The sequence below is a fragment of the Cupriavidus sp. WKF15 genome, from assembly GCF_029278605.1.
In the GTDB taxonomy this organism is placed as follows: domain Bacteria; phylum Pseudomonadota; class Gammaproteobacteria; order Burkholderiales; family Burkholderiaceae; genus Cupriavidus.
Window position 1 is genome coordinate 2,379,405 of the sequence record NZ_CP119573.1, and the last position, 22,389, is coordinate 2,401,793.

Below are 22,389 nucleotides of genomic sequence, written 5' to 3' on the forward strand. Positions count from 1 at the left end.
GTCTCCTGCCGCCCGTCCTGCGGCACCAAAACAAGAAAGGAGAAACAGGGATGGCACTGACTTCCAACAAGCTGCCGGCGTGGACCGTGTGGGCCCCGCTTGCCGCGGCGGCGATCCTCGCCGCCGGCCTTGGCCTGCCCGGACAGGGTTGGCTGATCATGCTGATGGCGCCGGCGCTGGCCGGCGCGGTGTTCGCCGCGGTCCACCACGCGGAAGTGGTGGCGCACAGGGTCGGCGAGCCGTTCGGCACGCTCGTGCTGGCCATTGCGGTGACGGTGATCGAAGTGGCGCTGATCGTCTCGGTGATGCTGTCGTCAGGGCCCGAAAAGGCGGGCCTGGCACGCGACACGGTGTTCGCCGCGGTCATGCTGATCTGCAACGGGATTGTCGGACTATGCCTGTTCGTCGGCGGCCTGCACCATCGCGAGCAGGCGTTCCAGGCACCGGGCGCCAATGCCGCCATGGCGGTGCTGGCAGCCCTGCTTGTCCTCACCATGGTGCTGCCCAACTACACCAGCAGTTCGCCGGGCCCGGTGCTGACGCCCGCGCAGCTCGGCTTTGCCGGCGTGATGTCGCTCGTGCTGTATGGTTCTTTCGTGTTCGTGCAGACCGTGCGCCACCGCGACTATTTCCTGGCCGAGGGCAGCTCGGACGAAGATGACCATGCCCCGCCGCCGCCGGTGCGCGTGGCCACCGTCAGCGGGCTGCTGCTGGTGGTCTGCCTGGTGCTGGTGGTCGGCCTGGCCAAGCTGCTGTCGCCTTCCGTAGAGGCTGCCGTGCTGCGCGCGGGCGCGCCGGCGGCAGTGGTCGGCATCATCATCGCCGCCACGGTGCTGTTGCCCGAGGGACTGGCGGCGCTGCGCGCAGCGCGCGCCGACCGCATCCAGACCAGCCTGAACCTTGCTCTCGGCTCGGCGCTGGCCAGCATTGGCCTGACCATTCCGTCGGTCGCCGCGGTCTTTATCTGGATCGACCAGCCGCTGGAATTGGGGCTTGGACCGAAGGAAACGGTGCTGTTGATGCTGACGCTGATTGTGTCGTCGCTCACGCTGGGTCGGGGACGGACAACCATCCTGCAGGGCGTGGTGCACTTGGTGATCCTGGCGGCCTATCTGTTCCTGTCGGTGGTGCCCTGAGGGGAGGCTGGGGTGGTGATTAGGTTGTCGTTCTTGGCGGGCGCCTGCCAAGCACGACGAGCCACTCATCCCCCAATTCCAGCAAAGACCCCCACTCTTACAAGCAATCCCGCCGATAGCACGCGAGCTTGTCTTCATCGAGCGCAAGCCCCAGCCCCGGGCCTTCAGGCAGGTGCAGGCTGAAGTCGCGATAGGTGGGCCGCTCGACCACGATGTCGTCCTTCAGCAGCAGCGGCCCGAACAACTCCGTGCCCCACGCCAGCTGCGGCAACGTGCAGAAGCCATGTGCGGCAGCAATGGTCCCCACGCTGCCCTCCAGCATCGTTCCGCCATACAGCGCAATGCCCGCGGCATCGCCCACGGCGGCCGTGCGCAGCATGCCGAAGATGCCGCCCGACTTGGCAATCTTCAGCGCGAACACGTCGGCACCGCCGATACGCGCCAGTTCCATCGCATCCTCGGGACCGCACACCGCCTCGTCCGCCATGACCGGCACCACGAAGCGTGCTGCCAGCCGCGCCAGCGCCGTGCGCTGCTCGCGCGGCGTGGGCTGCTCGATCAGGTCGATGCCCGCGGCTTCGAGCATGGCGATGCCTCCGGCGGCATCGGCCTCGTTCCAGGCCTGGTTGATGTCCACGGTCACGCGCGCGCGGTCGCCGAGCGCGCGCTTGATCGCCGATACGTGCGCCACGTCGTCGCGCACGCTGCGCCGGCCGATCTTGAGCTTGAACGTGTTGTGGCGGCGCTCGGCCAGCAGGCGCTCGGCTTCGTCGATGTCCTTCGCGGTATCGCCGCTGGCCAGCGTCCACAGCACCGGCAGCGTGGTGCGCACCGCGCCGCCCAGCAGCGTCGCAAGCGGCACGCCCAGCCGCTTGCCCTGCGCGTCGAGCAGCGCGGTCTCCAGCGCGGACTTCGCAAAGCGGTTGCCGCGCGCAACCTTGTTCAGGCGCGCCATCGCGGCATGGACATTGGTAGCGTCTTCACCGGCCAGCGCCGGCGCCAGGTAGGTGTCGATGGTCAGCTTGATGCCTTCCGGGCTCTCGTCGCCATACGACAGGCCGCCGATGGTGGTGGCCTCGCCGATGCCCTCGATGCCGTCGCTGCAGCGCAGCCGCACGATCACCAGCGTCTGCTGCTGCATGGTGGCCATGGCCAGTTGATGGGCCCGGATGGTGGGCAGGTCGACCAGGATGGCTTCGACCGAGGTGATCGTGGTTGTCATACCTTCTCGATACAGTGAATGTCGTATGCGAAAGTATGGGAGCCTGATTTTCTGCTGTCCAAGACCGATGACGTCTCAACGCATACCCTTTAGGTATGGCACGGAGCAAATGACGGATGGGTCCCGCGCAGCCCGCTCACTCATGGCCGGGCGGATTGTAGGGAATGCCCAATTCCTCGTAGAGCCGGTAGATCATGGCCTGCATCTCGCGCAGGTCCTCCGACTCGTCGAGCATGCGCATGCTCATGATGATCGGCGAGACCAGGCTCGGATCATCGAGTTCGACATAGCTGACATCGTCGCGCTTGAGCCCGTACACGCTGCTCGGCACCACGGAGATGCCCTCGCCCATCGCCACGAGCCCTAGCGCAATCTGCAACTCGCGCACCTCATGCAGCCGGCGCGGCTTGAGCGCGCGATCGTGGAATGCCGCCAGCACCTGGTCCGCAAAGCTCGGCCGCGGCGCCTTCGGGAAGATGATCAGAGATTCCTCCACAAGGTCATGCAAGGACAAGGTGGCATGCCCGGTCGCGAGGTGGTGGCCAAGCGGCAGCGCCACGATCATGCGCTCCTCGCGCAGCACCACGCGGCGCACGGCCGGGTCGTCGTGGCGGATGCGGCCGAAGCCCACATCGATCCGCCCGTCCTTGAGCGCCTTGATCTGGTCCATGGTCGACATCTCGTGCAGGCTCATCTCGATGTCGGGGTGTTCGGTGCGAAAGCGCCGGATGATCCGCGGCAGCATGCCGTACAGCGTCGAGCCGACAAAGCCCACCGACATCTTGCGTTCGATCTTGGCCACGCGCCGCGTCATCGCCTCCAGCTCGGAGGTCTGCGCCAGCAGTTGCAGCGCGTGCGTGTAGAAGAAGCGGCCGGTGTCGGTCAGGCGCAGCGGGCGCGTATTGCGCTCGAACAGCTGCACGCCCAGCACCTCCTCGAGCTGCTGGATCTGGCGGCTCAGCGGCGGCTGTGCGATATGCAGGCGCTCCGCCGCCCGGGTGAAGTTGCGCTCCTCCGCGACGGCGACGAAGTAGCGTAAGTGCCTCAATTCTATGGTCATACCCTGGAGGTATAAAAAAGATACTAAATCGGTGTTGGACGCCAAAAATCCCCACAACTATGCTCCGTACCAAGTCGAACGGCAAGTCTTGATACCCCAAACGCATTATCTGACCGACCGTTCGATGCCATTGGATACAACGACAATCCCCCGGAGCAGACACATGACGCACGCTGAAATTGAAGCACTGGTAAAGCAATTCATCGTCGATACCGCCACGCAGGGCATCCCCAACCCGCGCGTCCAGCAAGTGGTGCTGCGCCTGACCACGGACCTGTTCAAGGCGATCGAGGATCTGGACCTGAGCCAGAGCGAAGTGTGGAAGGGCATCGAATACATGGCCGAAGCCGGCGCCAGCCAGGAACTCGGCCTGCTCGCGGCCGGGCTGGGACTGGAACGCTTCCTGGATGTCCGTGCCGACGAGGCCGACGCCAAGGCCGGTATCTCGGGCGGCACCCCGCGCACCATCGAAGGCCCGCTGTACGTGGCCGGCGCGCCGGAAAGCAAGGGCTTCGCCCGCCTGGACGACGGCAGCGAAGACGGCAAGGGGGAAGTGCTGTTCATGCAGGGCACCGTCTATGACGACGCCGGCAAGCCGCTGCCCGGCGCGAAGGTCGAAGTCTGGCATGCCAACCTGCTGGGCAATTACTCGTTCTTCGACAAGACCCAGTCGCACTTCAACCTGCGCCGCACGGTCATCACCGACGACCAGGGCCGCTACCAGTTCCGCAGCAACGTGCCGATGGGCTACGGCTGCCCGCCGCAAGGCACTACGCAGCGCCTGCTGGACCTGCTCGCCCGCCACGGCCGCCGCCCCGCGCACATCCACTTCTTCGTGTCCGCGCCGGGCCACCGCAAGCTGACCACGCAGATCAACATCGACGGCGACGAATACCTGTGGGACGACTTCGCCTTCGCCAGCCGTGAGGGCCTGGTGCCGGCGGTGACGCGTGTGAGCGATGCCGCGGCGCTGGACAAGCATGGCGTGGACAAGCCGTTCGCCTCGATCGACTTCGACTTCCGCCTGAACGCCGAACGCGACAACGCGCCGCCGGCCGAAGTCGAGCGCACCCGCGCCGCCGCATAAGCCAGGCAGCCGCAGGCTGCACCACCGGGGACGGCCGTCCGGTTCCACCAACGGGCCGCAAGACATTGCATCAGGAGACGATTCCATGATCCCCATCCACGTGGACCGGGGCACGGCCCCCGCACGCCCGCGCCTCTCGCTCGACCAGTTCCTCGTCGAGAACCACGAGACCGGCGACCACCGCCTGCACCGTAGCGCGTTCACCGACGAAGCCCTGTTCGAACTCGAGATGCAGCACATCTTCGAGGGCAACTGGATCTACCTGGCGCATGAAAGCCAGATCCCGAACAACAACGACTACTACACCACCCACATGGGCCGCCAGCCCGTGGTGATCGCCCGCAACCGCCAGGGCGAGCTGAATGCCTTCATCAATGCGTGCAGCCACCGCGGCGCCATGCTGTGCCGGCACAAGCGCGGCAACAAGGCCACCTACACCTGCCCGTTCCACGGCTGGACCTTCAACAACAGCGGCAAGCTGCTCAAGGTGAAGGACCCCGAGGAAGCCGGCTACCCCGACTGCTTCAACAAGGAAGGCTCGCACGACCTGAAGAAGGTGGCGCGCTTCGAGAACTACCGCGGCTTCCTGTTTGGCAGCCTGAATGAGAACGTGCTTCCGCTCAAGGAATTCCTGGGCGAGGCCGCACGCATCATCGACATGATCGCCGACCAGTCGCCTGACGGCCTGGAAGTGCTGCGTGGCTCTTCGACCTATACGTTCGAAGGCAACTGGAAGCTGCAGGCCGAGAACGGTGCCGACGGCTACCACGTCTCCGCCGTGCACTGGAACTACGCCGCGACCACCAACCACCGCAAGCAGCAGAACGAGCGCGAGGACAAGATCCGCGCCATGGATGCCGGCAAGTGGGGCAAGCAAGGCGGCGGCTTCTACGCGTTCGAGCACGGCCATATGCTGCTGTGGACGCGCTGGGCCAACCCCGAAGACCGGCCCAACTTCAGCCGCCGCGCCGAATTCGCCGAGCGCTGCGGCGAAGAGACCGCAGACTGGATGATCCAGAACTCGCGCAACCTGTGCCTGTACCCGAACGTGTACCTGATGGACCAGTTCGGCTCGCAGATCCGCCTGCTGCGCCCGCTGTCGGTCGACAAGACCGAAGTCACGATCTACTGCATTGCGCCGAAGGGCGAGCCCGACGACGCGCGCGCGCGCCGCATCCGCCAGTACGAAGACTTCTTCAACGTAAGCGGCATGGCCACGCCGGATGACCTGGAAGAATTCCGTGCCTGCCAGCAAGGCTACAACGGCAGCGCGCTGGCCTGGAACGACATGTGCCGCGGCGCCAAGCACTGGATCGAAGGGGCGGACGAAGCCGCGCAGCGCATCGGCCTGAAGCCGGTCATGAGCGGCCTGCGCACCGAAGATGAAGGACTCTACACCGTGCAGCACCGCTACTGGCTCGACGTCATGAAGAAGGCGATGGCCGCGCAAGACACGCAGGACAGCAACGGGAGCGCCGCATGAGCACCATCGACATCGCCGCCGTCCAGGCGTTCCTGTACCGCGAAGCCCGCCTGCTCGACGACGAGCAGTGGGACGAGTGGCTGACCTGCTACCACCCCGAGGCGCAATTCTGGATGCCGTGCTGGGATGATGACGGCCAGCTCATCACCGACCCGCAGCACGAGATCTCGCTGATCTTCTACCCGAGCCGCCAGGGCCTGGAAGACCGCGTCTTCCGCATCAAGACCGAGCGCTCGAGCGCCACGATCCCCGACACGCGCACGAGCCACAACCTCAGCAACGTCGAGATCATGGAACGCGACGGCGACAAGCTGACCGTACGCTTCAACTGGCACACGCTGGCGCACCGCTACCAGACCAACTACAGCTACTTCGGCATGTCGCGCTATGTGATCGACTTCGCCGGCGGGCAAGCGCAGATCCTGGACAAGTATGTCGTGCTGAAGAACGACTACATCAACCAGGTCATCGACATCTATCACATCTGATTCACCAGGCTGGAGGACAAGGCCATGGAACACACGATCGCACTGCAGTTCGAGGACGGCGTCACCCGCTTCATCACCTGCGGGGAAAACGAAACCCTCTCGGATGCCGCTTATCGCCAGAAGATCAACATCCCGCTGGACTGCCGCGACGGCGCCTGCGGCACCTGCCGCGGCCTGTGCGAATCGGGCAGCTATGACCTGCCGGAATCCAGCTACATCGAAGACGCGCTGACCCCGGAAGAAGCGTCGCAGGGCTATGTGCTGGCCTGCCAGACGCGCCCGCGTTCGGATTGCGTGATCCGCGTGGCGGCCTCGTCGACGGCGTGCAAGACCGGCGTCACCAAGTTCGAAGGCGCCATTGCCAGCGTCGATAAGCTGTCCGACTCCACCATCGGCTTCTCGATCGACCTGGACAATGCCGGCGCGCTGGACTTCCTGCCGGGGCAGTATGTCAACGTGGAGATCCCGGGCAGCGGCCTGACGCGCTCCTACTCGTTCAGCTCCGCACCGGGCGCGGCGCGCACCGGCTTTGTGGTGCGCAACGTGCCGGATGGCCGCATGAGCAGCTACCTGACGAAGGACGCGCAACCCGGCCAGCGTATTGCCTTCTCGGGCCCGTACGGCAGTTTCTACCTGCGCCCGGTGCAGCGCCCCGTGCTGCTGCTGGCCGGCGGCACCGGCATCGCACCGTTCCTGTCGATGCTCGACGTACTGGCCGCCAACGGCAATCCGCACCCGGTGCGCATGGTCTATGGCGTCACCAACGACATCGACCTGGTCGAGCTGCCGCGCATTGACGGCGCGGCACAGAACCTGACGGGCTTCGAATACCGGACCTGCGTCGCCAGTTCCGAGAGCAGCCACGCGCGCAAGGGCTATGTCACGCAGCACGTGGAGACCGAATGGCTCAACGGCGGCGATGTCGACATCTACCTGTGCGGCCCGGTGGCGATGGTGGACGCCGTGCGCAACTGGCTGAAGGACAGCGGTGTAGAGCCGGCTGGCTTCTACTATGAAAAATTCTCGGCCAGCAGCGCGGCCTGACTGTCATGACAACTCGCAAGCGTTTTGAAGGAAAGATCGTCCTCATCACCGGCGCCGCACAGGGTATCGGCCGTGGCGTGGCGCTGCGCGCCGCCGCCGAAGGCGCCACCCTGGTACTGGCGGACCGTTCGGAACTTGTCCACGAGGTGGTCGCGGAAATCGGCGCGCAGTACGGGCGCGCGACGGCCGTGATCGTCGACCTGGAAACCTATGCAGGCGCGAAAGCCATGGTCGACGCCGCGCTGTCGGCCCATGGCCGCGTGGATGTGCTGATCAACAACGTCGGCGGCACGATCTGGGCCAAGCCGTTCCAGCATTACGAGGAAGACCAGATCGAGGCCGAGATTCGCCGCTCGCTGTTCCCGACGCTGTGGAGCTGCCGCGCGGTGCTGCCGGGCATGGTGGAACGGCGCCACGGCGCGATCGTCAATGTGTCGTCGATCGCCACGCGCAGCATCTACCGCGTGCCGTACGCAGCGGCCAAGGGCGGCGTCAACGCGCTGACCGCGAGCCTGGCGTTCGAGCATGCCGGTGAAGGCATCCGGGTCAATGCGGTGGCAACCGGCGGCACGGAAGCTCCGCCGCGCCGGATACCGCGCAATACGGCCGAACAGACGCCGCAGGAGGCAGCGTGGTATCAGGGGATTGTCGACCAGACTATTGCCACGAGCCTGATGCATCGCTATGGCACTATCGACGAACAGGTGGGTGTGATTTTGTTCCTGGCGTCTGAGGAGGCCTCCTATATCACTGGTACTGTGCTGCCTGTGGGTGGGGGAGATTTGGGATAACGGTTTCGGCGTGGCCGGCGGGGGCTTTTTGGTTGGGGTTGGGGCGGTCGTGTTTGGCGGGCGCCGCTGTTTCGCCGGCGTAGCCGGCGACTTACTTATATGAACGCACCCCGGTGCCTGTGCGCGACCAACTGGTCGGTGGGAAGGATCGCGGAGCAGCTTGGCTTTGCCAGCCAGGAAGGACCTATCCGGAAATTTGTGTACGAGGCATATCATGAGAGGTAATGACCATGGATATGCCGATGAAGAAGAAACGTACGGTGGCGTCTCAGGCAGCGGCCCGCGGGCCGCTGCCTGCCTTGCCTGACGGCTTGCTTGATGAGTTGGTTAAAGGGCCGATGACGCCCGGCGAGGTCCAGGATCTGATGCTGGCGTTCAACAAGGCCATCATCGAGCGGGCGATGAGCGCCGAGATGAGCATGCATTTGGGCTACAAGCCAGGCGAGCCCAAGCCGGCCGAGCAGTCCAATGCGCGTAACGGTCTGAGCGGCAAGACCGTGATCACCGACCGCGGCCCGGTGCGGGTCGAACTGCCACGCGACCGCGATGGCAGTTTCGATCCGGTTCTGATCCCGAAGCACGAACGGCGCTTTACCGGCTTCGATGAGCGCATTATCGCCATGTACGCGCGCGGCATGAGCGTGCGCGAGATCCAGGCGTTTCTGGCCGAGAGCTACGGCACCGAAGTCTCCCCGGACTTCATCAGCTCGGTCACCGACGAGGTCATGGCCGAGACCATCGCCTGGCAGAACCGTCCGCTTGAGGCCATGTACCCGGTCGTGTTCTTCGACGCGTTGCGGGTCAAGATCCGCAGTGACGGCATCGTCAGCAATAAGGCCGTGTATCTGGCATTGGGAATCCAGGCAGATGGCCAGCGCGACGTGCTGGGCCTGTGGGTCGAGCAGACCGAAGGCGCCAAGTTCTGGCTCAAGGTCTTCAATGAACTCAAGAACCGAGGCTGCCAGGACATCCTGATCGCAGTGGTCGACGGCCTCAAGGGGTTGACGGAGGCCGTTGCCACGGCCTATCCCCGCACGACGGTGCAGACCTGCATTGTGCATTTGATCCGCAACAGCCTGGAATACGCCAACTATAAGGACCGCAAGGTGCTGGCACAGGCGCTGCGTCCGATCTACAGCGCGGCCAGCGAACAAGAGGCCGGGCAGGCGCTGCAGGACTTCGCCGACGGCCCGTGGGGAGCCAAGTACCCGATGATCGTGCAGTCGTGGCGACGCGCCTGGGAGCACGTCATACCGTTCTTCGTGTTCCCGCCCGACATCCGGCGTGTGATCTACACCACGAATGCCATTGAGAGCTTGAACATGCAGTTGCGCAAGATCATCAAGACCCGGGGCCACTTCCCTTCGGATGAAGCTGCGATCAAGTTGCTGTGGCTGGCGCTGCGCAACGTGCTGACCAAGTCCGTTCGCACGACCTATGACTGGAAGTCCGCCATGAATCAGTTTGCTATTCTGTATGGCGAGCGATTTACTGCCGCTCGAAGCTGACAGAATTCAAAACCGCCTCGCACACAAAAATACGGACAGGCCCGCCAGGAAGCGTTTCGCCGGGCATTTCAGCGCTGGACCGGCCACGCACCAACGCGGTTCCGGCGCGAAAGCAGAGGACGACAGCGTGAGGAGATGGCCGTATGCAAGCTTCCCAAGACAACCTCCCAAGCTTCGCCTGTCTGACATACACATTGCGCCCGCCCTCCTCCCGTGGGGTTCATACAACGCGTTCAATATTTCCGACCGCATTCCGTTAAACTCCGCACGCCGTTCCCCATTACCGTCATTCCCATACCAACAAGACTGCGGGACACGCTTCACGGATGCGCACAGAACATCGGAATAGCCGTGGCACGCCAGCCCGCGGCGGGATCAGGAAGCTGTCGACACTGACGGCCTGCCTACTTGCCGGACTGCTTCCGGCGGCACCAGCCCTGGCGCTGGAGGCAGTGAAGATCTATGAAATGCGCGCGCCCAGCATCTGGGTCGTGCGCGTTTTCGATGCGCAGGACCATCCGACGCGGATGGGCAGCGCGGTCGTCATCGGTCCCGAAACGCTGGTCACCAACTGCCACGTGCTGGTGCGAGGCAAGTCGATTTCCGTCAAGCACGATAACACCGCGCATGGCGCGCGGCTCGAATATGCGGACGTGGATCGCGATCTCTGCATCATCAAGGCCAAGGGGCTGGTTGCACCGGCCGTTCCTGTGGCCCCGCTCTCCACGCTGAAAGTCGGCGAAAAGGTTTACGCACTGGGCGCGCCGCGTGGGCTGGAACTGACGCTTTCCGACGGTCTCCTGGCTGCGCTGCATCGCGACAAGGACAACAACATTGTCCGCATCCAGATGACCGCGCCGATTTCACCGGGGTCCAGCGGCGGTGGTCTGTTCGATGAGGAGGGCCGGCTGATCGGCGTCTCGTACATGACCATTCGCGACGCGCAGAACCTGAACTTTGCGATTCCTGCGACGTGGATCGACCAGGTACCGGCACGCGCCACCGTCGCACTGCAGAAATTCCGCGCCGAGCAGGCCGCCACGACTGCCGGCAATGCCACTACGGCTGCCGTCGCGCCGGCACGCGTTCCGCCGACCGGCCCCGAGCAATCGATATCGGGCGACGAATTGAACCGCCACTTCGCATCGATCGGACGGATCGTTGCCACGGCACCAAGCGGCGCGGCGCTGGAAATGCAATTCAGCCCCGACGGATCGTTCGGCGTGACCAATACCCGCACGCGAGGCTATTCAAGCGGCCAGTTCAACGTGACACCGGGCACGGACGAGGTTTGCTTCACCATGGGCAATCCAAGTTTCAACGTCATGCAGACCTGCTATCGCCTGAGCCACCGGGGCGATACGTACACCATGCGTTCCGTTTCCTCATCGTACTATTTCACGTATGCGTACACTGGTTCCTGACACCGGCGTCGATCATCGGAACGGCCAGAGACGCGGCATGCGACTGGCAGCATTGGCCACGCTCATGCTTGGCCTGGCTGCCTGCGCGCCCCGCACAGCGGTGACGAGCGTCCGCGCGCAGGACTACGCACAACAGCCCAGACGCATCTATGTGATCGCCGCGTCGGGGGTGGGTTGGGGACCTGGCTTCGCGCCGACCTTCCGTGCCAAGTTCCGCGACATCTTGCGCGGTTGCAGTGCCACCGCCGCATTCGAGGATGTCACCGGACTCGAACTCGATCGCGGGCCGGCGATCGCCAGGGCCGCCGCGTTCCAGCCCGATGCGGTGTTGACGATTGTCAGCGGCGGCGGCGTTGTGCAGGTTGGCGGCGACCGGCTGTCCATCGAGTACAACACCACGCTGGCCGACGTGACCCAGAATCGCGCCGTATGGCGCGCGAAGTTCGCGTTCGGCCGAGGCAGCGCGACGATTCCGCTTGCCGAGCGTGGCGCGGTCTTTGCCATCGAACTCACCAACAAACTGAAGGCCGACGGCTTGCTGGCCGGCTGCTCGCCGATTCCGCTGGACCGCAGCGGCAGGCTGGATGCGTCGGCCATTCCCAAGCCGCGTCCCGACGACATCACGCCCGCTCGCGCCGTGACACCCGCGACCATTTCTGGCAAGCCGACGCTGAAAGACCTGCAGGACCTGCTGCCGACGAATTGATGCTGGCGGGATTGGGCCGGCTTGCATCGGCATGGCGGGTGTCGGGGCAATCTGGCGCACGCCATGAAGCGTCATTAGCGACCATTCGGGGTTCGAATGTCGGCTTCCGCCCGCCCATCTGACGTTCGACGGAGCGCAATCGTGCGACCGCAATCCTGAAAGACATACCGGAATTGCGAGGCGCAACAATTACTTGCTTGGATTCGTCTTCATGGAAAAATCCAGAAATTCCTGATCTTTTGCCGTTGGTATTTTGAATTTTATGAATCCGTACCCAAGCGAAGTATGGCAAGCGTTGCAACCGTTGACAGCCTCGGAAAAATGTCGGTTGAATTGGTTGATATCTTGTTTTTCGATCGCCTTGCTCAGCGGCAATAGGTACGTTTGCTCATTGGCCTTTAGCATCGGGGCGCGCTGTGGTCTCGTTACCTCACCAATCTCTTGCGCTTCAAGTAGCTCCCTGAGTTCATATTGTGCAAGTCCCAAGTTTCCGCCATTAGCTGCCCGGTAAATATCGACAAAGCGGCGCCCCATCTCGTGCATGACCGCGCCAAGACCGGGCTGAATGGACGCGATGGCATCCACTCGCTTTTCCACCGGACCTTTTTCGATGCTCTTCTCCGCCTCGCCTATTGTCTGTGCCGATTGCCAAGTTGCGGTGCTCATCGAGACCAGAAGGAGCAGACCGCGTAGCGCAATGGTGTTCATCACAGTAGCTCGTCAGTTCTTCGAACAATGAATGTACCCTCCGCCACAGCGCCAAGCAGCGAGCATCTAGGCAATGGAGTCGCCAGGTACGGCCACAAGAGCGACGCGACCATACCCACTCCATTGAAGAGCAGCGTCAAAGGAATGACAACCTAATTGAACCACCTCATCTTCGTATATCGCCAGAAGCGGAACAAAGCCAGACCCCGACGCATGTGACACCAGGCAGCCAAAGACCGGCGGCCTTTCTACCAGTCGCACCAGTCACAATCTCGCATGCGTCGCCAAAGGCACATCGACTGGGAAGTTCAGGGTCGGCTCGCCAACGGCTATCAGCATCCGGTTTGATGCTTCGGGACACCCCGGGGAACCCAGCGTCAACGGTAGGGCAGAATGAAGCGGATGACCGATTCCCCGTTCACTACCGCCGTTCGACCCGGTCACGCCGAACGGCAAAGAAGGTCGTCCTCTGCCCCACGCGGGCCGGTCCGGGAAGAGCGCTCGGCTGTGTTCAGCGTCCGGCCGCATGCAGCCGGAATCGGTCCCTGGAGTAGAGCGCGTTATGTAGACGAGGGTTCTGCTGCCTTGGCCAACGCCTTCATTGCTTGCCTTGCCGAGCGAAGCCTTTCCGCACCCATGCGATCAGCAAGATCTGCCTTAGCCGAGCTCCACACCGGTAACGCGTCAGCCACGAGTTGGCGCCCGGACGTCGTCAGGGTGAGCCGCTTTCCTGCGCGGCCGCGCCCACCTTCAGTGCGGACCAAATCTCGGCTCTCCAGATGCTGAACATTCCGACTAAGGGTGGTCGGATCGACCCCGGCCCTTTCGGCAAGTTCGACGAGCGTCGCCCCCTCGTCTGCTCCTATCCCAATCAAGAGGCTGAATTGCTCGGCGGTCAGTCCGAGAGGTCTGAAGCAAGCGTTGTAATACCGCGTGAGTGCCCGTGCCGTTGCACGCGCCTGGAAGCCCGGGCACTCAACGGCGATACTCTGCAGAATTTCTGGATCAAACGCGTTCACATCTATCTCCTTGACAACCTCGCTCTTGCTTAATAATGTATATACACTATTAAGCGAGGAACCAATGCCAGCATACGTACACGTCAATCTGCGCGTCATCGACTCTGCCAAGCAAGCAGCGCTTGCCCCACGCTTTCAGGCGGCACTGCAAGAGGCAGGAGGGAGAATTTTACATTTCGGGCCTGTCGCGCAGATTCTTGAGGGGAACGAGGCTCCGCTGCCAATGGCCGGCGTTTTTGAGTTTCCGACTCTTCCGCAAGCGCTAGCTTTCTACAATTCCGAGAAATATGCGCCGATCAAGGCCGAACGCCGGGACGCCCAGGAAGCGAGGATGTTCATCGTCGAAACGCAATCGTGAGTGATCGCTTGCGGGGGCAAAGGTCCGCAGCGGGTCGGTATGGGACGGGCGCACCCTGCAAGTGGGCAGCCGGTCGAGTAAAGCTGGTTGCAGCCAATCAGCATGAAGACCTCATGCAATCAAACCGACTGTCCACCATTCGAGCGGTACATGTTGGGAGTGCAGCCCTTCTCTCGACCAAACGCCCGCTGAAAGGCGTCCACGGACCGAAAGCCACTCTCCGAGGCGATCCTCTCCTGCGGCCAATCCGTTTGCAGGAGTAGCGTCGTGGCCCGTTCCAATCGCGCCCGCGTGACAAAGGCTGCAGGGGTGCTGCCGGTCTCGGCCACAAATGCCCTGGCCAGATTGCGCGGGCTCATGAGGACCCGCTGCGCCATCGCCTCGACCGAAAGATCGCCTGACAGATTGTTCATGATCCAGGTCACCAACCCTCGCACGCGCGGCGTTGCGCCCGCCTGTGCCGCCAACGTGCGACTCTCCTGCGATTCGGTGCTGCCGCGCAGCATGTGGACGGCCAAATTGCGTGCGATCTCTATCGCCACAGGCTGACCCAGGTCGGCCGCAATCATCGCAAGCGTCATGTCGAGTCCCGTGGTAACACCAGCGGAAGTCCAGAGACCATCGTCGCGCACGTAGATGGGGTCGTTCAGTACATGAGCCTTCGGAAACATCGATTGCAGCATCGCGCATGCATTCCTGTGCGTAGTGCATTGCCTGCCGTCGAGGATGCCGGCCGCCGCCAGGGCAAACGCACCTGTACAAACACTGGCCACGCGTCGAACCACGGGGGCCATGCGCGCCACCCATTCGCCAACCCCTTGCTCGACGATGGCAGCACGCAAGGCCGGCTCATCTCCTCCTGCCACGATGAGTGTGTCGATGGGGACCGCCACTGCGCTCAGGCTTTCGGTCGCGGCAATGGCCAGGCCAGCGTTGGTTCTGACATCCCCGCCGCTTGGCGAGGCAATAGTCAGTCGATAGGCGCCTGGAACGTACCCGGCTGCCTTGCTCAGCGCACTAGCCGGTCCGGCGACGTCGATGGCCTCGACCCCGTCGAACGCCACCAGAACGACGTGGCGGGTCGACACCGCGCTTGCGCCGATGCTGGCAGAAAGCGCGGCAACGTTGTCCTTGCTCGCCATCAGCGTGCTCCGTACCCTGCGGGCATGTTCAGGATTTCGAGAAAATAGCGTGGCATTCCCGTTCAGGTTCGTCTCAATCGTTGTGATGGCTAGTCTGCAGATGGCCAGTGGGGCAACCCACGCCCGGAATTCTATCTCCGCCGGCGACATGCCAATCCCTCCGCCTCGCCAGAAACAGCCGGTCATTGCGGTGCTTGCGCTTAACGAAGGTACGGAAACCACCGATTTTCTGGTGCCCTACGCCGTATTGCGCCGGGCAAACGTTGCCACCGTAGAGGCCGTGGCTTCAAAACCGGGACGAGTGAATCTGATGCCCGCACTCGCCATCGACCTGCCGAATGACGTGGCGTCCTTCGACCGCCGATATCCAATGGGCGCGGACTACGTCATCGTGCCAGCGATGCATTCCGACAACGACCCCGTCATCATCGGCTGGATTCACACACAGGCTGCGAAAGGTGCTGTGATCGTAGCGATATGCTCGGGCGCCCTGGTGGCAGGCAACGCCGGACTCCTCGATCATCGTCGGTTCGCCGGGCACTGGTATGACAAGGCCACACTGATTGCCCGACACCCAGGTGCCATCCACGTGCCCAATCGCCGCTACATTGCCGACCACGGCATCGTTTCGACAACGGGCGTTAGCGCATCCGTGCCGATCAGTGTGGCCATTATCGAAGCCATTGCCGGCCGAGCGCGGGCGACATCGGTAGCAGATTCGATTGGCGCGAGCGATTGGGGGACCACCCATGATGCCACCCCCTTCCGAATCGATGCGCGCAACCTTCAGACGCTCGCCATCAATACCCTCACGTTCTGGCGACGCGAAACAATAGCGATTCCCGTGAAGGATGGCATCGATGACATTCAGCTCGCGCTGGCAGCAGACGCCTGGTCGCGGACCTACAGATCAACGGCCGTGGCCGTGGCATCAGGTTCCGTACAGATGCGCAGCGGCTTGACGCTTGAGCCGGCATCGCCCACTACCCATGGCAACGCCTATTGGGTACGCTTGGGACCGGACACATTGCCGGCCAATCAACTGCGCAGCACGTTGATAGACATCGGTCAACGCTATGGTCACGCCACGCGCAAGCTGGTCGAACTCACCATGGAGTACGATGACCGCGGCGGCTTCTGATGCACGTACGGGATCGACTCACTGCTACTTTACCGAATCCATGAAAATCAAGCTCGCCGTATCTGTCCTCATTGGCACCGTTGTCGCAATACCAGCCGCTGCGCTTGCCTTCGTCAAACCACTGCGGGTGGTTGTGCCTGCGATCATGCCGGGTATATCGTGCCCTGATGCCGATGTCTGCATTGATGACATCCGGAAACTGGGGGATGCACGTGCCCTGTATCACGCGGGATTTGAATCGACGACTGAAGCCGTTGGACCGTTCCTTGCCGCACCTCGCGTGGTGTTCTGCACGACCCAGGCGTGCGCCGAGACATTTGGCCTGGGATCGCGCGCTGCCATGGCGGTAGGAAATTCTGGCCTGATCATAGCGCCGCGCGGCTGGGCGCCCTTCTACCTCGCGCATGAGATGATCCATCACCGTCAGGCAGAGTCGCTCGGCAATATTGCATTGCTCACCAAGCCGGGCTGGCTGATCGAAGGTATGGCATATGCGCTGAGCAAAGATCCGCGCGCCACGCTGAGCGAGCCATTTGCCCAATGGCGGGCACAGTTTGATGCATGGTATGCGGATGTCGATCCGCACGATCTATGGAACGCAGCTCGGGCGGTCCCGTAAGGCATGGGCAGATGCAGCCCGATGCCAAGTGAGCAGACACCAGGTAATCGCCCAATTCCCAACCCGCCTCTCCCACTACACCCCGTCTGCGCCTAAACTGAAACTCCCCGGGCCGCCCGCCCACGCACCGGAGCGCCTTATGCCAGACGTCGCCATCACCCCCGCCGATCACGCCATCGGCCCCGACACCGCCAGGGTCACCGTCGTCGAGTACGGCGATTTCGAATGCGAATACTGCCGCATCGCCTACGGCGCCATGAAGATCCTGATGGAGCACTATGGCCCGCAGGTGCGTTTCGTCTACCGCCACTATCCAATGTCGCACTGGCACCCATCGGCCGAAGCCGCCGCCGAATGCGCGGAAGCGGCCGGCGCGCAGCATAAGTTCTGGCAGATGTACCGCCTGCTGCACGAGAAGCCGGACGGCCTCAAGGCTGACGCGTTGCGCCACTACGCCGGCATGCTTGGCATGGACCTGGACCGCTATGACCAGGACATGTCCGCGCATGCGCACCTGCCGCACATCCGCGACGACATGCGCGGCGCCACGCAATGGCAGGTGCGCGGCACGCCGTCGTTCTTCGTCAATGGCGTGGTGCAGGACGTGACCTTCGGCATGGAACGGCTGCAGCGGGCCATTGATACGGCGCTGACCCGCTGAGCGGGCCGGACGTCCTCACGCCAGGCTGATCCAGGTGGTCTTGAGGTCGGTGTACTTGTCCAGCGCGTGCAGCGACTTATCGCGCCCGGACCCCGACTGCTTGACGCCGCCGAACGGCACGGTGACGTCGCCGTCCATATAGCAGTTGACCCACACCAGCCCGGCCCGAAGCCGGCGCGACACCCGGTGGGCCCGCGCCAGGTTCGCGGTCCATAGGCCCGATCCCAGGCCATACGGCGAATCGTTGGCCATGCGCACGACTTCGTCCTCGGTATCGAACACGGTCACGGCCAGCACCGGGCCAAAGATTTCCTCGCGCACGATGGCAAGCGACTGGCTCGGGCATTCGAAGATGGTCGGCTGCAGAAAGAAGCCGCCGGTATCCGTGCGCACGCGCTCGCCGCCCAGACGCAGCCTCGCGCCCTCCCGCTGCCCGCCTTCCACATACGACATCACGCGGTCGAGCTGGCGCGCGTCGACGATGGCACCCATGGCGGAGGCCGGGTCGAGCGGGTCGCCCGGCTGCATGGCCCTGGCGCAAGCCTCCAGCTTCGCCATGAAGCACTCGTACACCGCACGCTGCACGTAAAGCCGCGACCCGGCAATGCAGATCTCGCCCTGGTTGTTGAAGATACCGATGGCGGCCGCCTGCGCGGCGCGGTCGAGGTCCGGGCAGTCGTCGAAGACGATATGCGGCGACTTGCCGCCGCACTCAAGCCAGACGCGCTTGAGATTGGACTGGCCCGAGTACTCCATGAAGCGCTTGCCGGTGGCCGTGGACCCGGTGAACGCAATGCAGTCCACGTCGGGATGCAGGCCGAGTGCCTGTCCGGCTTGCGCGCCCAGTCCGGGACCACGTTGAACACGCCCGCGGGAATGCCCGCTTGCGCGGCCAACTCTGCCAGGCGCAGCGCGGTCAGCGGCGCTTGTTCGGCCGGCTTGAGGATGACGCTGTTGCCTGCGGCCAGCGCCGGAGCAACCTTCCAGCTTGCCATCAGCAGCGGATAGTTCCACGGCACCACCGCGGCCACCACGCCCAGCGGTTCGCGCGTGATGGTGGCCAGCACGCTGCTGCCAGTGGGAGCGATCTCGTCGTAGATCTTGTCGATTGCTTCCGCATACCAGGCGTAGGTACGCGCCGCCTCCGGGATGTCATAGGCCAGCGTGTCACCGATGGGCTTGCCCATGTCCAGCGTTTCGAGCAGCGCGAGTTCCTCCTGGTGCGCCTCGATCAGCGCGGCCAGGCGCAGCAGCACGGCCTTGCGCTCGCGCGGGGCCAGCCCGGCCCAGACCCCCTGCTCGAAGGCGCGGCGCGCCGCCGCCACCGCGCGGCCCACGTCTTCCGGTCCGCACGCGGCCACGCTGGCCAGCACGCGGCCGGTTGCCGGGTTGATGGTATCGAAGGTGGCGCCGTCGGCGGCGTCGGTCCATGCGCCGCCGATATAGGCGCGGCTTTGCGGACGCACCGCTGCCGCGCGGGCTTGCCAGTAAGACAGGTCGCGTATCTCGCTCATCGGATTCCTCGTTTGGTTGACATGGCGGCAGGCGCGGGCAGCGTCTGCGTCAGGCCCGCCACGACGATCAGGGCAATGCCGGCCAGCGCCATTGCGTCGGGCCAGCGGCCAAACCACAGCGCGCTATAGAGCAGCGCCAGCAGCAAGTGGAAGTAATTCAGCGGCGCCAGGCGCGAAGCGGGGGCGCGCTGCAGCGCCAGGATCAGCAATACCTGCGCCGCCGCGCTCATCAACCCCATGGCCAGGATGGCCAGCCAGTCGGCCATGTCGGGCCAGACCGGCGGCGGGAAGAACGGTGCCGGCACGCCGGTGGCCACCATGCAGATCAGTGCGGCGACGCCGTACTGCACGCGCGCGTCCACCTGCCCCGCCATGCGCCGCGTCAGCAGTTGCAGCATGGCGTAGGCCAGCGTGGCGGCCAGCATCAGCACGGTGCCGAGCCATGACACCGCACCGCCGGGCCGCACGATCAGCAGCATGCCGCTGACGCCGGCCGCCACCGCCAGCCACTGGCGTGAGCCGACTTTCTCTCCCAGCATCCATGGCGACAGGCCGACCACCATCAGTGGCGCCATGAAATAGATGGCGGTAGCTTCGGCCAGAGGCATCCACAGCAGCGCGGTCATGAAGCAGGTGCCGACCACAGCCAGCATCAGCCCGCGCACCACCAGCAGGCCCCGGTGCGGGGTGTCCCAGAAGCGCAGCCTGCCCCGCAGTTGGCCGGACATGGCAAGCATGGCGACCGCGACGGCCAGCGTGGCGGCGTAACGCACCGCATTGAGAAACGGCGCCGGATAGCGCCCGACCAGATGCTTGGCGGTGGCGTCCACGGTAGCGAACAGCGTCACCACGCACAGGAACAGCAGGCCGCCGCGGCACCAGCCGGGCGCCCCCCGGGCCGCGGGACTCATGCGCCGGCCTGCGCCACCATCGCGCCCAGCAGCACGTTGGCCCCGGCTTCCAGATGCTCGGGCCGGGCATCCTCCACTTCGTTGTGGCTGATGCCGTCCTTGCATGGGACGAAAATCATGGCGGTCGGTGTCACGCTGGCCATGTAGACGGCGTCGTGACCCGCGCCTGTGACGATGTCCTGGTGGCTGTAACCGCGCGCCACGGCCTCGCGCCGCACATGGTCGACGAGTTCCGGTGCGAACGGCGTCGGCGCAAAGTACTGCACGTCGTCGACCCTCACGTCGAGGCGGGCACCCGTGGTCTTGCCCTGCGCCAGCGCCTGGCAGGCGGCACGGAACCTGGCATCCATCTCGGCAAGCTTGCCGGCGTCCTCGTGGCGCAGGTCGACCGTGAACTTCACCGCGCCCGGAATCACGTTGCGCGAGCCCGGGTGGACATTGACCACGCCCACCGTGCCGCGCCCGTGCGGCGCGAAATCGTTGGCGATGCGCACCACCTCCTGCATCACGTGGGTGGCGCCATACAACGCGTCGCGGCGCATCGGCATGGGCGTCGGGCCGGCGTGGGCTTCCATGCCGGTCACGGTCACGTCATACCAGCGCAGCCCAAGCGAGCCGGTCACCACGCCGATCACGTTGCCGGCGCCTTCCAGCACGGGGCCCTGTTCGATATGCGCTTCGAAATACGCGCCGACCGGGCGCCCGCCTGCTTCCACGCTGCCGGCATAGCCAATGGCCTGCAGCTCGTCCGCCACGCGCTTGCCGTCTGCGTCCGTCGCTGCCAATGCCGTTTCCAGCGGGAAAATGCCGGCGAACACGCCCGAGCCCATCATCACCGGCACAAAGCGCGTGCCTTCCTCATTGGTCCAGATGGCGAGTTCGAGCGGGGCCTCCGTGGTCACGCCGTGGTCATTGAGCGTGCGCATGACTTCGAGCCCCGCCAGCACGCCAAAGCAGCCATCGAACTTGCCGCCGGTTGGCTGGGTATCGATATGGCTGCCGGTCATCACCGGCGGCAACGCAGGGTTGCGCCCGGCGCGGCGGCCGAAGATATTGCCGACGCGGTCCACCGTGACGGTCAGGCCGGCCTCGCGCATCCAGCCGCACACGAGGTCGCGGCCCTGCCCGTCGAGCACGGTCAGCGCCAGCCGCGCATTGCCGCCCTTCGGCGTGGCGCCGATCCGCGCCAGGTCCATCAGCGACTGCCACAGGCGCTTGCCGTCGATAGCGATCTTGCTGGTCATTGCTGTTCTCCAGTATTCCAAAAATGCTGCCGCCGGCTTACGCCGTGGCCGGCGCGAAGCCCGCCAGGAAGGCGTCGAGACCGCGCCCGATCGCCTCGACCTCGTAGCCGCCCTCCTGCACGACGACCGTGGGCAGGCCCAGCGCGTGGATGCGCTCGCCGATGCCGCGGTAACCGTCCATGCTCACCTTCAGCACGCTGATGGGGTCGTTCTCGTAGGTGTCGAAGCCCAGCGCCAGGACCACCGCCTGCGGACGGTAGTCGCGCAGCGCGTCGAGCGCGCCATCCAGCGCCGCCAGGAACGCGTCGTCGCCGCTGCCATGCGGCAACGGGAAATTGAGGTTGTAGCCATACCCCGCGCCATAGCCGCGTTCGGTGGCATAGCCCGTGTAGAACGGGTAATAGCCGGCCGGATCGGCATGCAGCGAGATCGTCATCACGTCGCAGCGGTGATAGAAGATCTGCTGCGTGCCGTCGCCGTGGTGGGCGTCGACGTCCAGCACCGCCACCTTGCCGAAGCGGTTCAGCAGCGTCTGCGCCGCGATGGCCGAGTTGTTGACGTAGCAGAAACCCGCAGCGCGGTCGCTGTGGGCGTGGTGGCCGGACGGACGGCACAGTGCATAGGCCATGCCCGCCCCGTCCTGTCGCTCGCATACATGGCGCGCGGCAGCCACCGCGCTGTGCGCGCCGCGCAGGATCGCGCGCCAGCTGTCCGGCCCGAGCGGACAACTGAGGTCGCCCAGGTAGTAGCCGGCCTGCGCGATGACCGAATCGGTCGGACACACGGGCCTGCGCGGTTCGCCCATCTTGCCGTTGTGGTATGGGGAAAGATTGGGCAGCACCTCGATGCCAGGCTCGAAGCCCGGACGTGCCAGTTCCTGCCAGCGCGCATACGCGCCGGCGAGGAAATCCAGGTAGCCCGGACTATGTACCGCCTCGAGCGGCGCGCGCCCGCAATCGGGCGGCTCGGCCAGCCCGACGCCGCGCGCGGCCAGCGCGTGCTGCAGCGCCGCCGCGCGGGCCGGCACGTCGGTCGGCTTGCACAGTCGGCCCGCGCGCATGAACTGGCGGGGTTCGTGCAGCAACTGTTCATCCGAGAAGAAGGCACGCATGGTCGTGGTATG

The 22,389-nt window shown here is 64.5% G+C and carries 21 protein-coding genes and 1 pseudogene; 13 read left to right on the plus strand and 9 right to left on the minus strand.

Annotation, left to right across the window (positions count from 1 at the left end; genetic code table 11):
• Positions 1–50: 50 nt before the first annotated feature.
• Positions 51–1,136, plus strand: coding sequence for an ionic transporter y4hA (locus CupriaWKF_RS28260; RefSeq protein WP_276101721.1), 1,086 nt, complete (start codon positions 51–53; stop codon positions 1,134–1,136).
• Positions 1,137–1,233: 97 nt separating this feature from the next.
• On the opposite strand, the gene CupriaWKF_RS28265 is transcribed toward CupriaWKF_RS28260, so the two are convergent.
• The gene (locus CupriaWKF_RS28265) at positions 1,234–2,358 is read right to left on the minus strand and encodes a muconate/chloromuconate family cycloisomerase (RefSeq protein ID WP_276101723.1); all 1,125 of its coding nucleotides are present in this window, start codon (positions 2,356–2,358) and stop codon (positions 1,234–1,236) included.
• A 136-nt stretch (positions 2,359–2,494) separates the two neighbouring features.
• Positions 2,495–3,412 carry a LysR family transcriptional regulator gene (locus CupriaWKF_RS28270; protein ID WP_276103258.1) on the minus strand — a complete coding sequence of 306 codons (918 nt, stop codon included), beginning with the start codon at positions 3,410–3,412 and terminating at the stop codon, positions 2,495–2,497.
• A gap of 169 nt (positions 3,413–3,581) precedes the next feature.
• Between CupriaWKF_RS28270 and catA the strand changes: the two genes are divergently transcribed.
• The 8 genes from catA (at position 3,582) to CupriaWKF_RS28310 (ending at position 11,949) form a co-directional block, all read left to right on the plus strand.
• On the plus strand, positions 3,582–4,505 hold the full coding sequence (gene catA / locus CupriaWKF_RS28275) for a catechol 1,2-dioxygenase (RefSeq protein WP_276101724.1): 924 nt from the start codon (positions 3,582–3,584) through the stop codon (positions 4,503–4,505).
• Between the two features lie 85 nt (positions 4,506–4,590).
• On the plus strand, positions 4,591–5,988 hold the full coding sequence (gene benA, locus CupriaWKF_RS28280) for a benzoate 1,2-dioxygenase large subunit (RefSeq protein ID WP_276101725.1): 1,398 nt from the start codon (positions 4,591–4,593) through the stop codon (positions 5,986–5,988).
• Positions 5,985–6,476, plus strand: coding sequence for a benzoate 1,2-dioxygenase small subunit (gene benB, locus CupriaWKF_RS28285; RefSeq protein ID WP_276101726.1), 492 nt, complete (start codon positions 5,985–5,987; stop codon positions 6,474–6,476). The genes benA and benB overlap by 4 nt, the downstream gene beginning before the upstream one ends.
• A 24-nt stretch (positions 6,477–6,500) precedes the next feature.
• The gene (gene benC, locus CupriaWKF_RS28290; protein WP_276101727.1) at positions 6,501–7,520 is read left to right on the plus strand and encodes a benzoate 1,2-dioxygenase electron transfer component BenC; all 1,020 of its coding nucleotides are present in this window, start codon (positions 6,501–6,503) and stop codon (positions 7,518–7,520) included.
• A gap of 5 nt (positions 7,521–7,525) precedes the next feature.
• Entirely contained in the window at positions 7,526–8,311 is a 786-nt protein-coding gene (locus CupriaWKF_RS28295) for a 1,6-dihydroxycyclohexa-2,4-diene-1-carboxylate dehydrogenase (protein WP_276101728.1), read from the plus strand.
• 242 nt (positions 8,312–8,553) lie between these two features.
• Positions 8,554–9,819: an IS256 family transposase gene (locus tag CupriaWKF_RS28300; RefSeq protein WP_276097757.1), complete on the plus strand. Its 1,266-nt coding sequence runs from the start codon at positions 8,554–8,556 to the stop codon at positions 9,817–9,819.
• A 452-nt stretch (positions 9,820–10,271) separates the two neighbouring features.
• Positions 10,272–11,243, plus strand: coding sequence for a serine protease (locus CupriaWKF_RS28305; protein WP_276101729.1), 972 nt, complete (start codon positions 10,272–10,274; stop codon positions 11,241–11,243).
• A gap of 37 nt (positions 11,244–11,280) precedes the next feature.
• Positions 11,281–11,949, plus strand: a complete 669-nt coding sequence (locus CupriaWKF_RS28310; RefSeq protein ID WP_276101730.1) for a hypothetical protein — start codon at positions 11,281–11,283, stop codon at positions 11,947–11,949.
• 189 nt (positions 11,950–12,138) lie between these two features.
• Here CupriaWKF_RS28310 and CupriaWKF_RS28315 read toward each other — a convergent pair whose 3' ends face one another.
• Together CupriaWKF_RS28315 and CupriaWKF_RS28320 are read right to left on the minus strand one after the other, a co-directional pair.
• The gene (locus CupriaWKF_RS28315; RefSeq protein ID WP_276101731.1) at positions 12,139–12,657 is read right to left on the minus strand and encodes a hypothetical protein; all 519 of its coding nucleotides are present in this window, start codon (positions 12,655–12,657) and stop codon (positions 12,139–12,141) included.
• Between the two features lie 560 nt (positions 12,658–13,217).
• Entirely contained in the window at positions 13,218–13,775 is a 558-nt protein-coding gene (locus CupriaWKF_RS28320) for a MarR family winged helix-turn-helix transcriptional regulator (protein WP_276101732.1), read from the minus strand.
• Between CupriaWKF_RS28320 and CupriaWKF_RS28325 the strand changes: the two genes are divergently transcribed.
• Positions 13,741–14,034 (plus strand): DUF1330 domain-containing protein, encoded by a 294-nt coding sequence (locus CupriaWKF_RS28325; RefSeq protein WP_276101733.1) that lies wholly within the window; start codon positions 13,741–13,743, stop codon positions 14,032–14,034. The two genes, CupriaWKF_RS28320 and CupriaWKF_RS28325, sit on opposite strands and share 35 nt — an antisense overlap.
• A gap of 119 nt (positions 14,035–14,153) precedes the next feature.
• Here the strand turns inward: CupriaWKF_RS28325 and CupriaWKF_RS28330 are convergent, their stop codons facing one another.
• Positions 14,154–15,176 carry a DJ-1/PfpI family protein gene (locus tag CupriaWKF_RS28330; RefSeq protein WP_276101734.1) on the minus strand — a complete coding sequence of 341 codons (1,023 nt, stop codon included), beginning with the start codon at positions 15,174–15,176 and terminating at the stop codon, positions 14,154–14,156.
• Positions 15,177–15,225: 49 nt separating this feature from the next.
• Between CupriaWKF_RS28330 and CupriaWKF_RS28335 the strand changes: the two genes are divergently transcribed.
• The 3 genes from CupriaWKF_RS28335 (at position 15,226) to CupriaWKF_RS28345 (ending at position 17,597) form a co-directional block, all read left to right on the plus strand.
• A complete protein-coding gene (locus CupriaWKF_RS28335; protein ID WP_276101735.1) occupies positions 15,226–16,317 on the plus strand; it encodes a DJ-1/PfpI family protein in 1,092 nt (363 codons plus the stop codon).
• A 40-nt stretch (positions 16,318–16,357) separates the two neighbouring features.
• Positions 16,358–16,936, plus strand: a complete 579-nt coding sequence (locus CupriaWKF_RS28340; RefSeq protein WP_276101736.1) for a hypothetical protein — start codon at positions 16,358–16,360, stop codon at positions 16,934–16,936.
• Between the two features lie 139 nt (positions 16,937–17,075).
• The gene (locus CupriaWKF_RS28345; RefSeq protein WP_276101737.1) at positions 17,076–17,597 is read left to right on the plus strand and encodes a thioredoxin domain-containing protein; all 522 of its coding nucleotides are present in this window, start codon (positions 17,076–17,078) and stop codon (positions 17,595–17,597) included.
• A 15-nt stretch (positions 17,598–17,612) separates the two neighbouring features.
• On the opposite strand, the pseudogene CupriaWKF_RS28350 reads toward CupriaWKF_RS28345, so the two are convergent.
• From CupriaWKF_RS28350 to CupriaWKF_RS28365, 4 genes and pseudogenes are all read right to left on the minus strand, one after another.
• Positions 17,613–19,111: pseudogene (locus tag CupriaWKF_RS28350) on the minus strand (aldehyde dehydrogenase).
• On the minus strand, positions 19,108–20,022 hold the full coding sequence (locus tag CupriaWKF_RS28355) for a DMT family transporter (RefSeq protein WP_276101738.1): 915 nt from the start codon (positions 20,020–20,022) through the stop codon (positions 19,108–19,110). Before CupriaWKF_RS28355 ends, CupriaWKF_RS28350 begins: the two are co-directional and overlap by 4 nt.
• On the minus strand, positions 20,019–21,266 hold the full coding sequence (locus CupriaWKF_RS28360) for a Zn-dependent hydrolase (protein WP_276101739.1): 1,248 nt from the start codon (positions 21,264–21,266) through the stop codon (positions 20,019–20,021). The genes CupriaWKF_RS28355 and CupriaWKF_RS28360 overlap by 4 nt, the downstream gene beginning before the upstream one ends.
• 37 nt (positions 21,267–21,303) lie before the next feature.
• Positions 21,304–22,377 (minus strand): histone deacetylase family protein, encoded by a 1,074-nt coding sequence (locus CupriaWKF_RS28365; protein WP_276101740.1) that lies wholly within the window; start codon positions 22,375–22,377, stop codon positions 21,304–21,306.
• Between the last annotated feature and the right edge of the window lie 12 nt (positions 22,378–22,389).

Excerpts from the sequence above, each read along its gene's own strand:
- benA (WP_276101725.1), top strand. The coding sequence starts at position 4,591 with ATGATCCCCATCCACGTGGACCGGGGCACGGCCCCCGCACGCCCGCGC.
- CupriaWKF_RS28315 (WP_276101731.1), bottom strand. The coding sequence starts at position 12,657 with ATGAACACCATTGCGCTACGCGGTCTGCTCCTTCTGGTCTCGATGAGC.
- CupriaWKF_RS28360 (WP_276101739.1), bottom strand. The coding sequence starts at position 21,266 with ATGACCAGCAAGATCGCTATCGACGGCAAGCGCCTGTGGCAGTCGCTG.
- CupriaWKF_RS28355 (WP_276101738.1), bottom strand. The coding sequence starts at position 20,022 with ATGAGTCCCGCGGCCCGGGGGGCGCCCGGCTGGTGCCGCGGCGGCCTG.
- CupriaWKF_RS28300 (WP_276097757.1), top strand. The coding sequence starts at position 8,554 with ATGAAGAAGAAACGTACGGTGGCGTCTCAGGCAGCGGCCCGCGGGCCG.
- CupriaWKF_RS28325 (WP_276101733.1), top strand. The coding sequence starts at position 13,741 with ATGCCAGCATACGTACACGTCAATCTGCGCGTCATCGACTCTGCCAAG.
- benB (WP_276101726.1), top strand. The coding sequence starts at position 5,985 with ATGAGCACCATCGACATCGCCGCCGTCCAGGCGTTCCTGTACCGCGAA.
- CupriaWKF_RS28320 (WP_276101732.1), bottom strand. The coding sequence starts at position 13,775 with ATGACGCGCAGATTGACGTGTACGTATGCTGGCATTGGTTCCTCGCTT.
- CupriaWKF_RS28345 (WP_276101737.1), top strand. The coding sequence starts at position 17,076 with ATGCCAGACGTCGCCATCACCCCCGCCGATCACGCCATCGGCCCCGAC.
- benC (WP_276101727.1), top strand. The coding sequence starts at position 6,501 with ATGGAACACACGATCGCACTGCAGTTCGAGGACGGCGTCACCCGCTTC.
- CupriaWKF_RS28365 (WP_276101740.1), bottom strand. The coding sequence starts at position 22,377 with ATGCGTGCCTTCTTCTCGGATGAACAGTTGCTGCACGAACCCCGCCAG.
- CupriaWKF_RS28265 (WP_276101723.1), bottom strand. The coding sequence starts at position 2,358 with ATGACAACCACGATCACCTCGGTCGAAGCCATCCTGGTCGACCTGCCC.
- CupriaWKF_RS28260 (WP_276101721.1), top strand. The coding sequence starts at position 51 with ATGGCACTGACTTCCAACAAGCTGCCGGCGTGGACCGTGTGGGCCCCG.
- CupriaWKF_RS28330 (WP_276101734.1), bottom strand. The coding sequence starts at position 15,176 with ATGGCGAGCAAGGACAACGTTGCCGCGCTTTCTGCCAGCATCGGCGCA.
- CupriaWKF_RS28295 (WP_276101728.1), top strand. The coding sequence starts at position 7,526 with ATGACAACTCGCAAGCGTTTTGAAGGAAAGATCGTCCTCATCACCGGC.
- CupriaWKF_RS28310 (WP_276101730.1), top strand. The coding sequence starts at position 11,281 with ATGCGACTGGCAGCATTGGCCACGCTCATGCTTGGCCTGGCTGCCTGC.
- catA (WP_276101724.1), top strand. The coding sequence starts at position 3,582 with ATGACGCACGCTGAAATTGAAGCACTGGTAAAGCAATTCATCGTCGAT.
- CupriaWKF_RS28340 (WP_276101736.1), top strand. The coding sequence starts at position 16,358 with ATGAAAATCAAGCTCGCCGTATCTGTCCTCATTGGCACCGTTGTCGCA.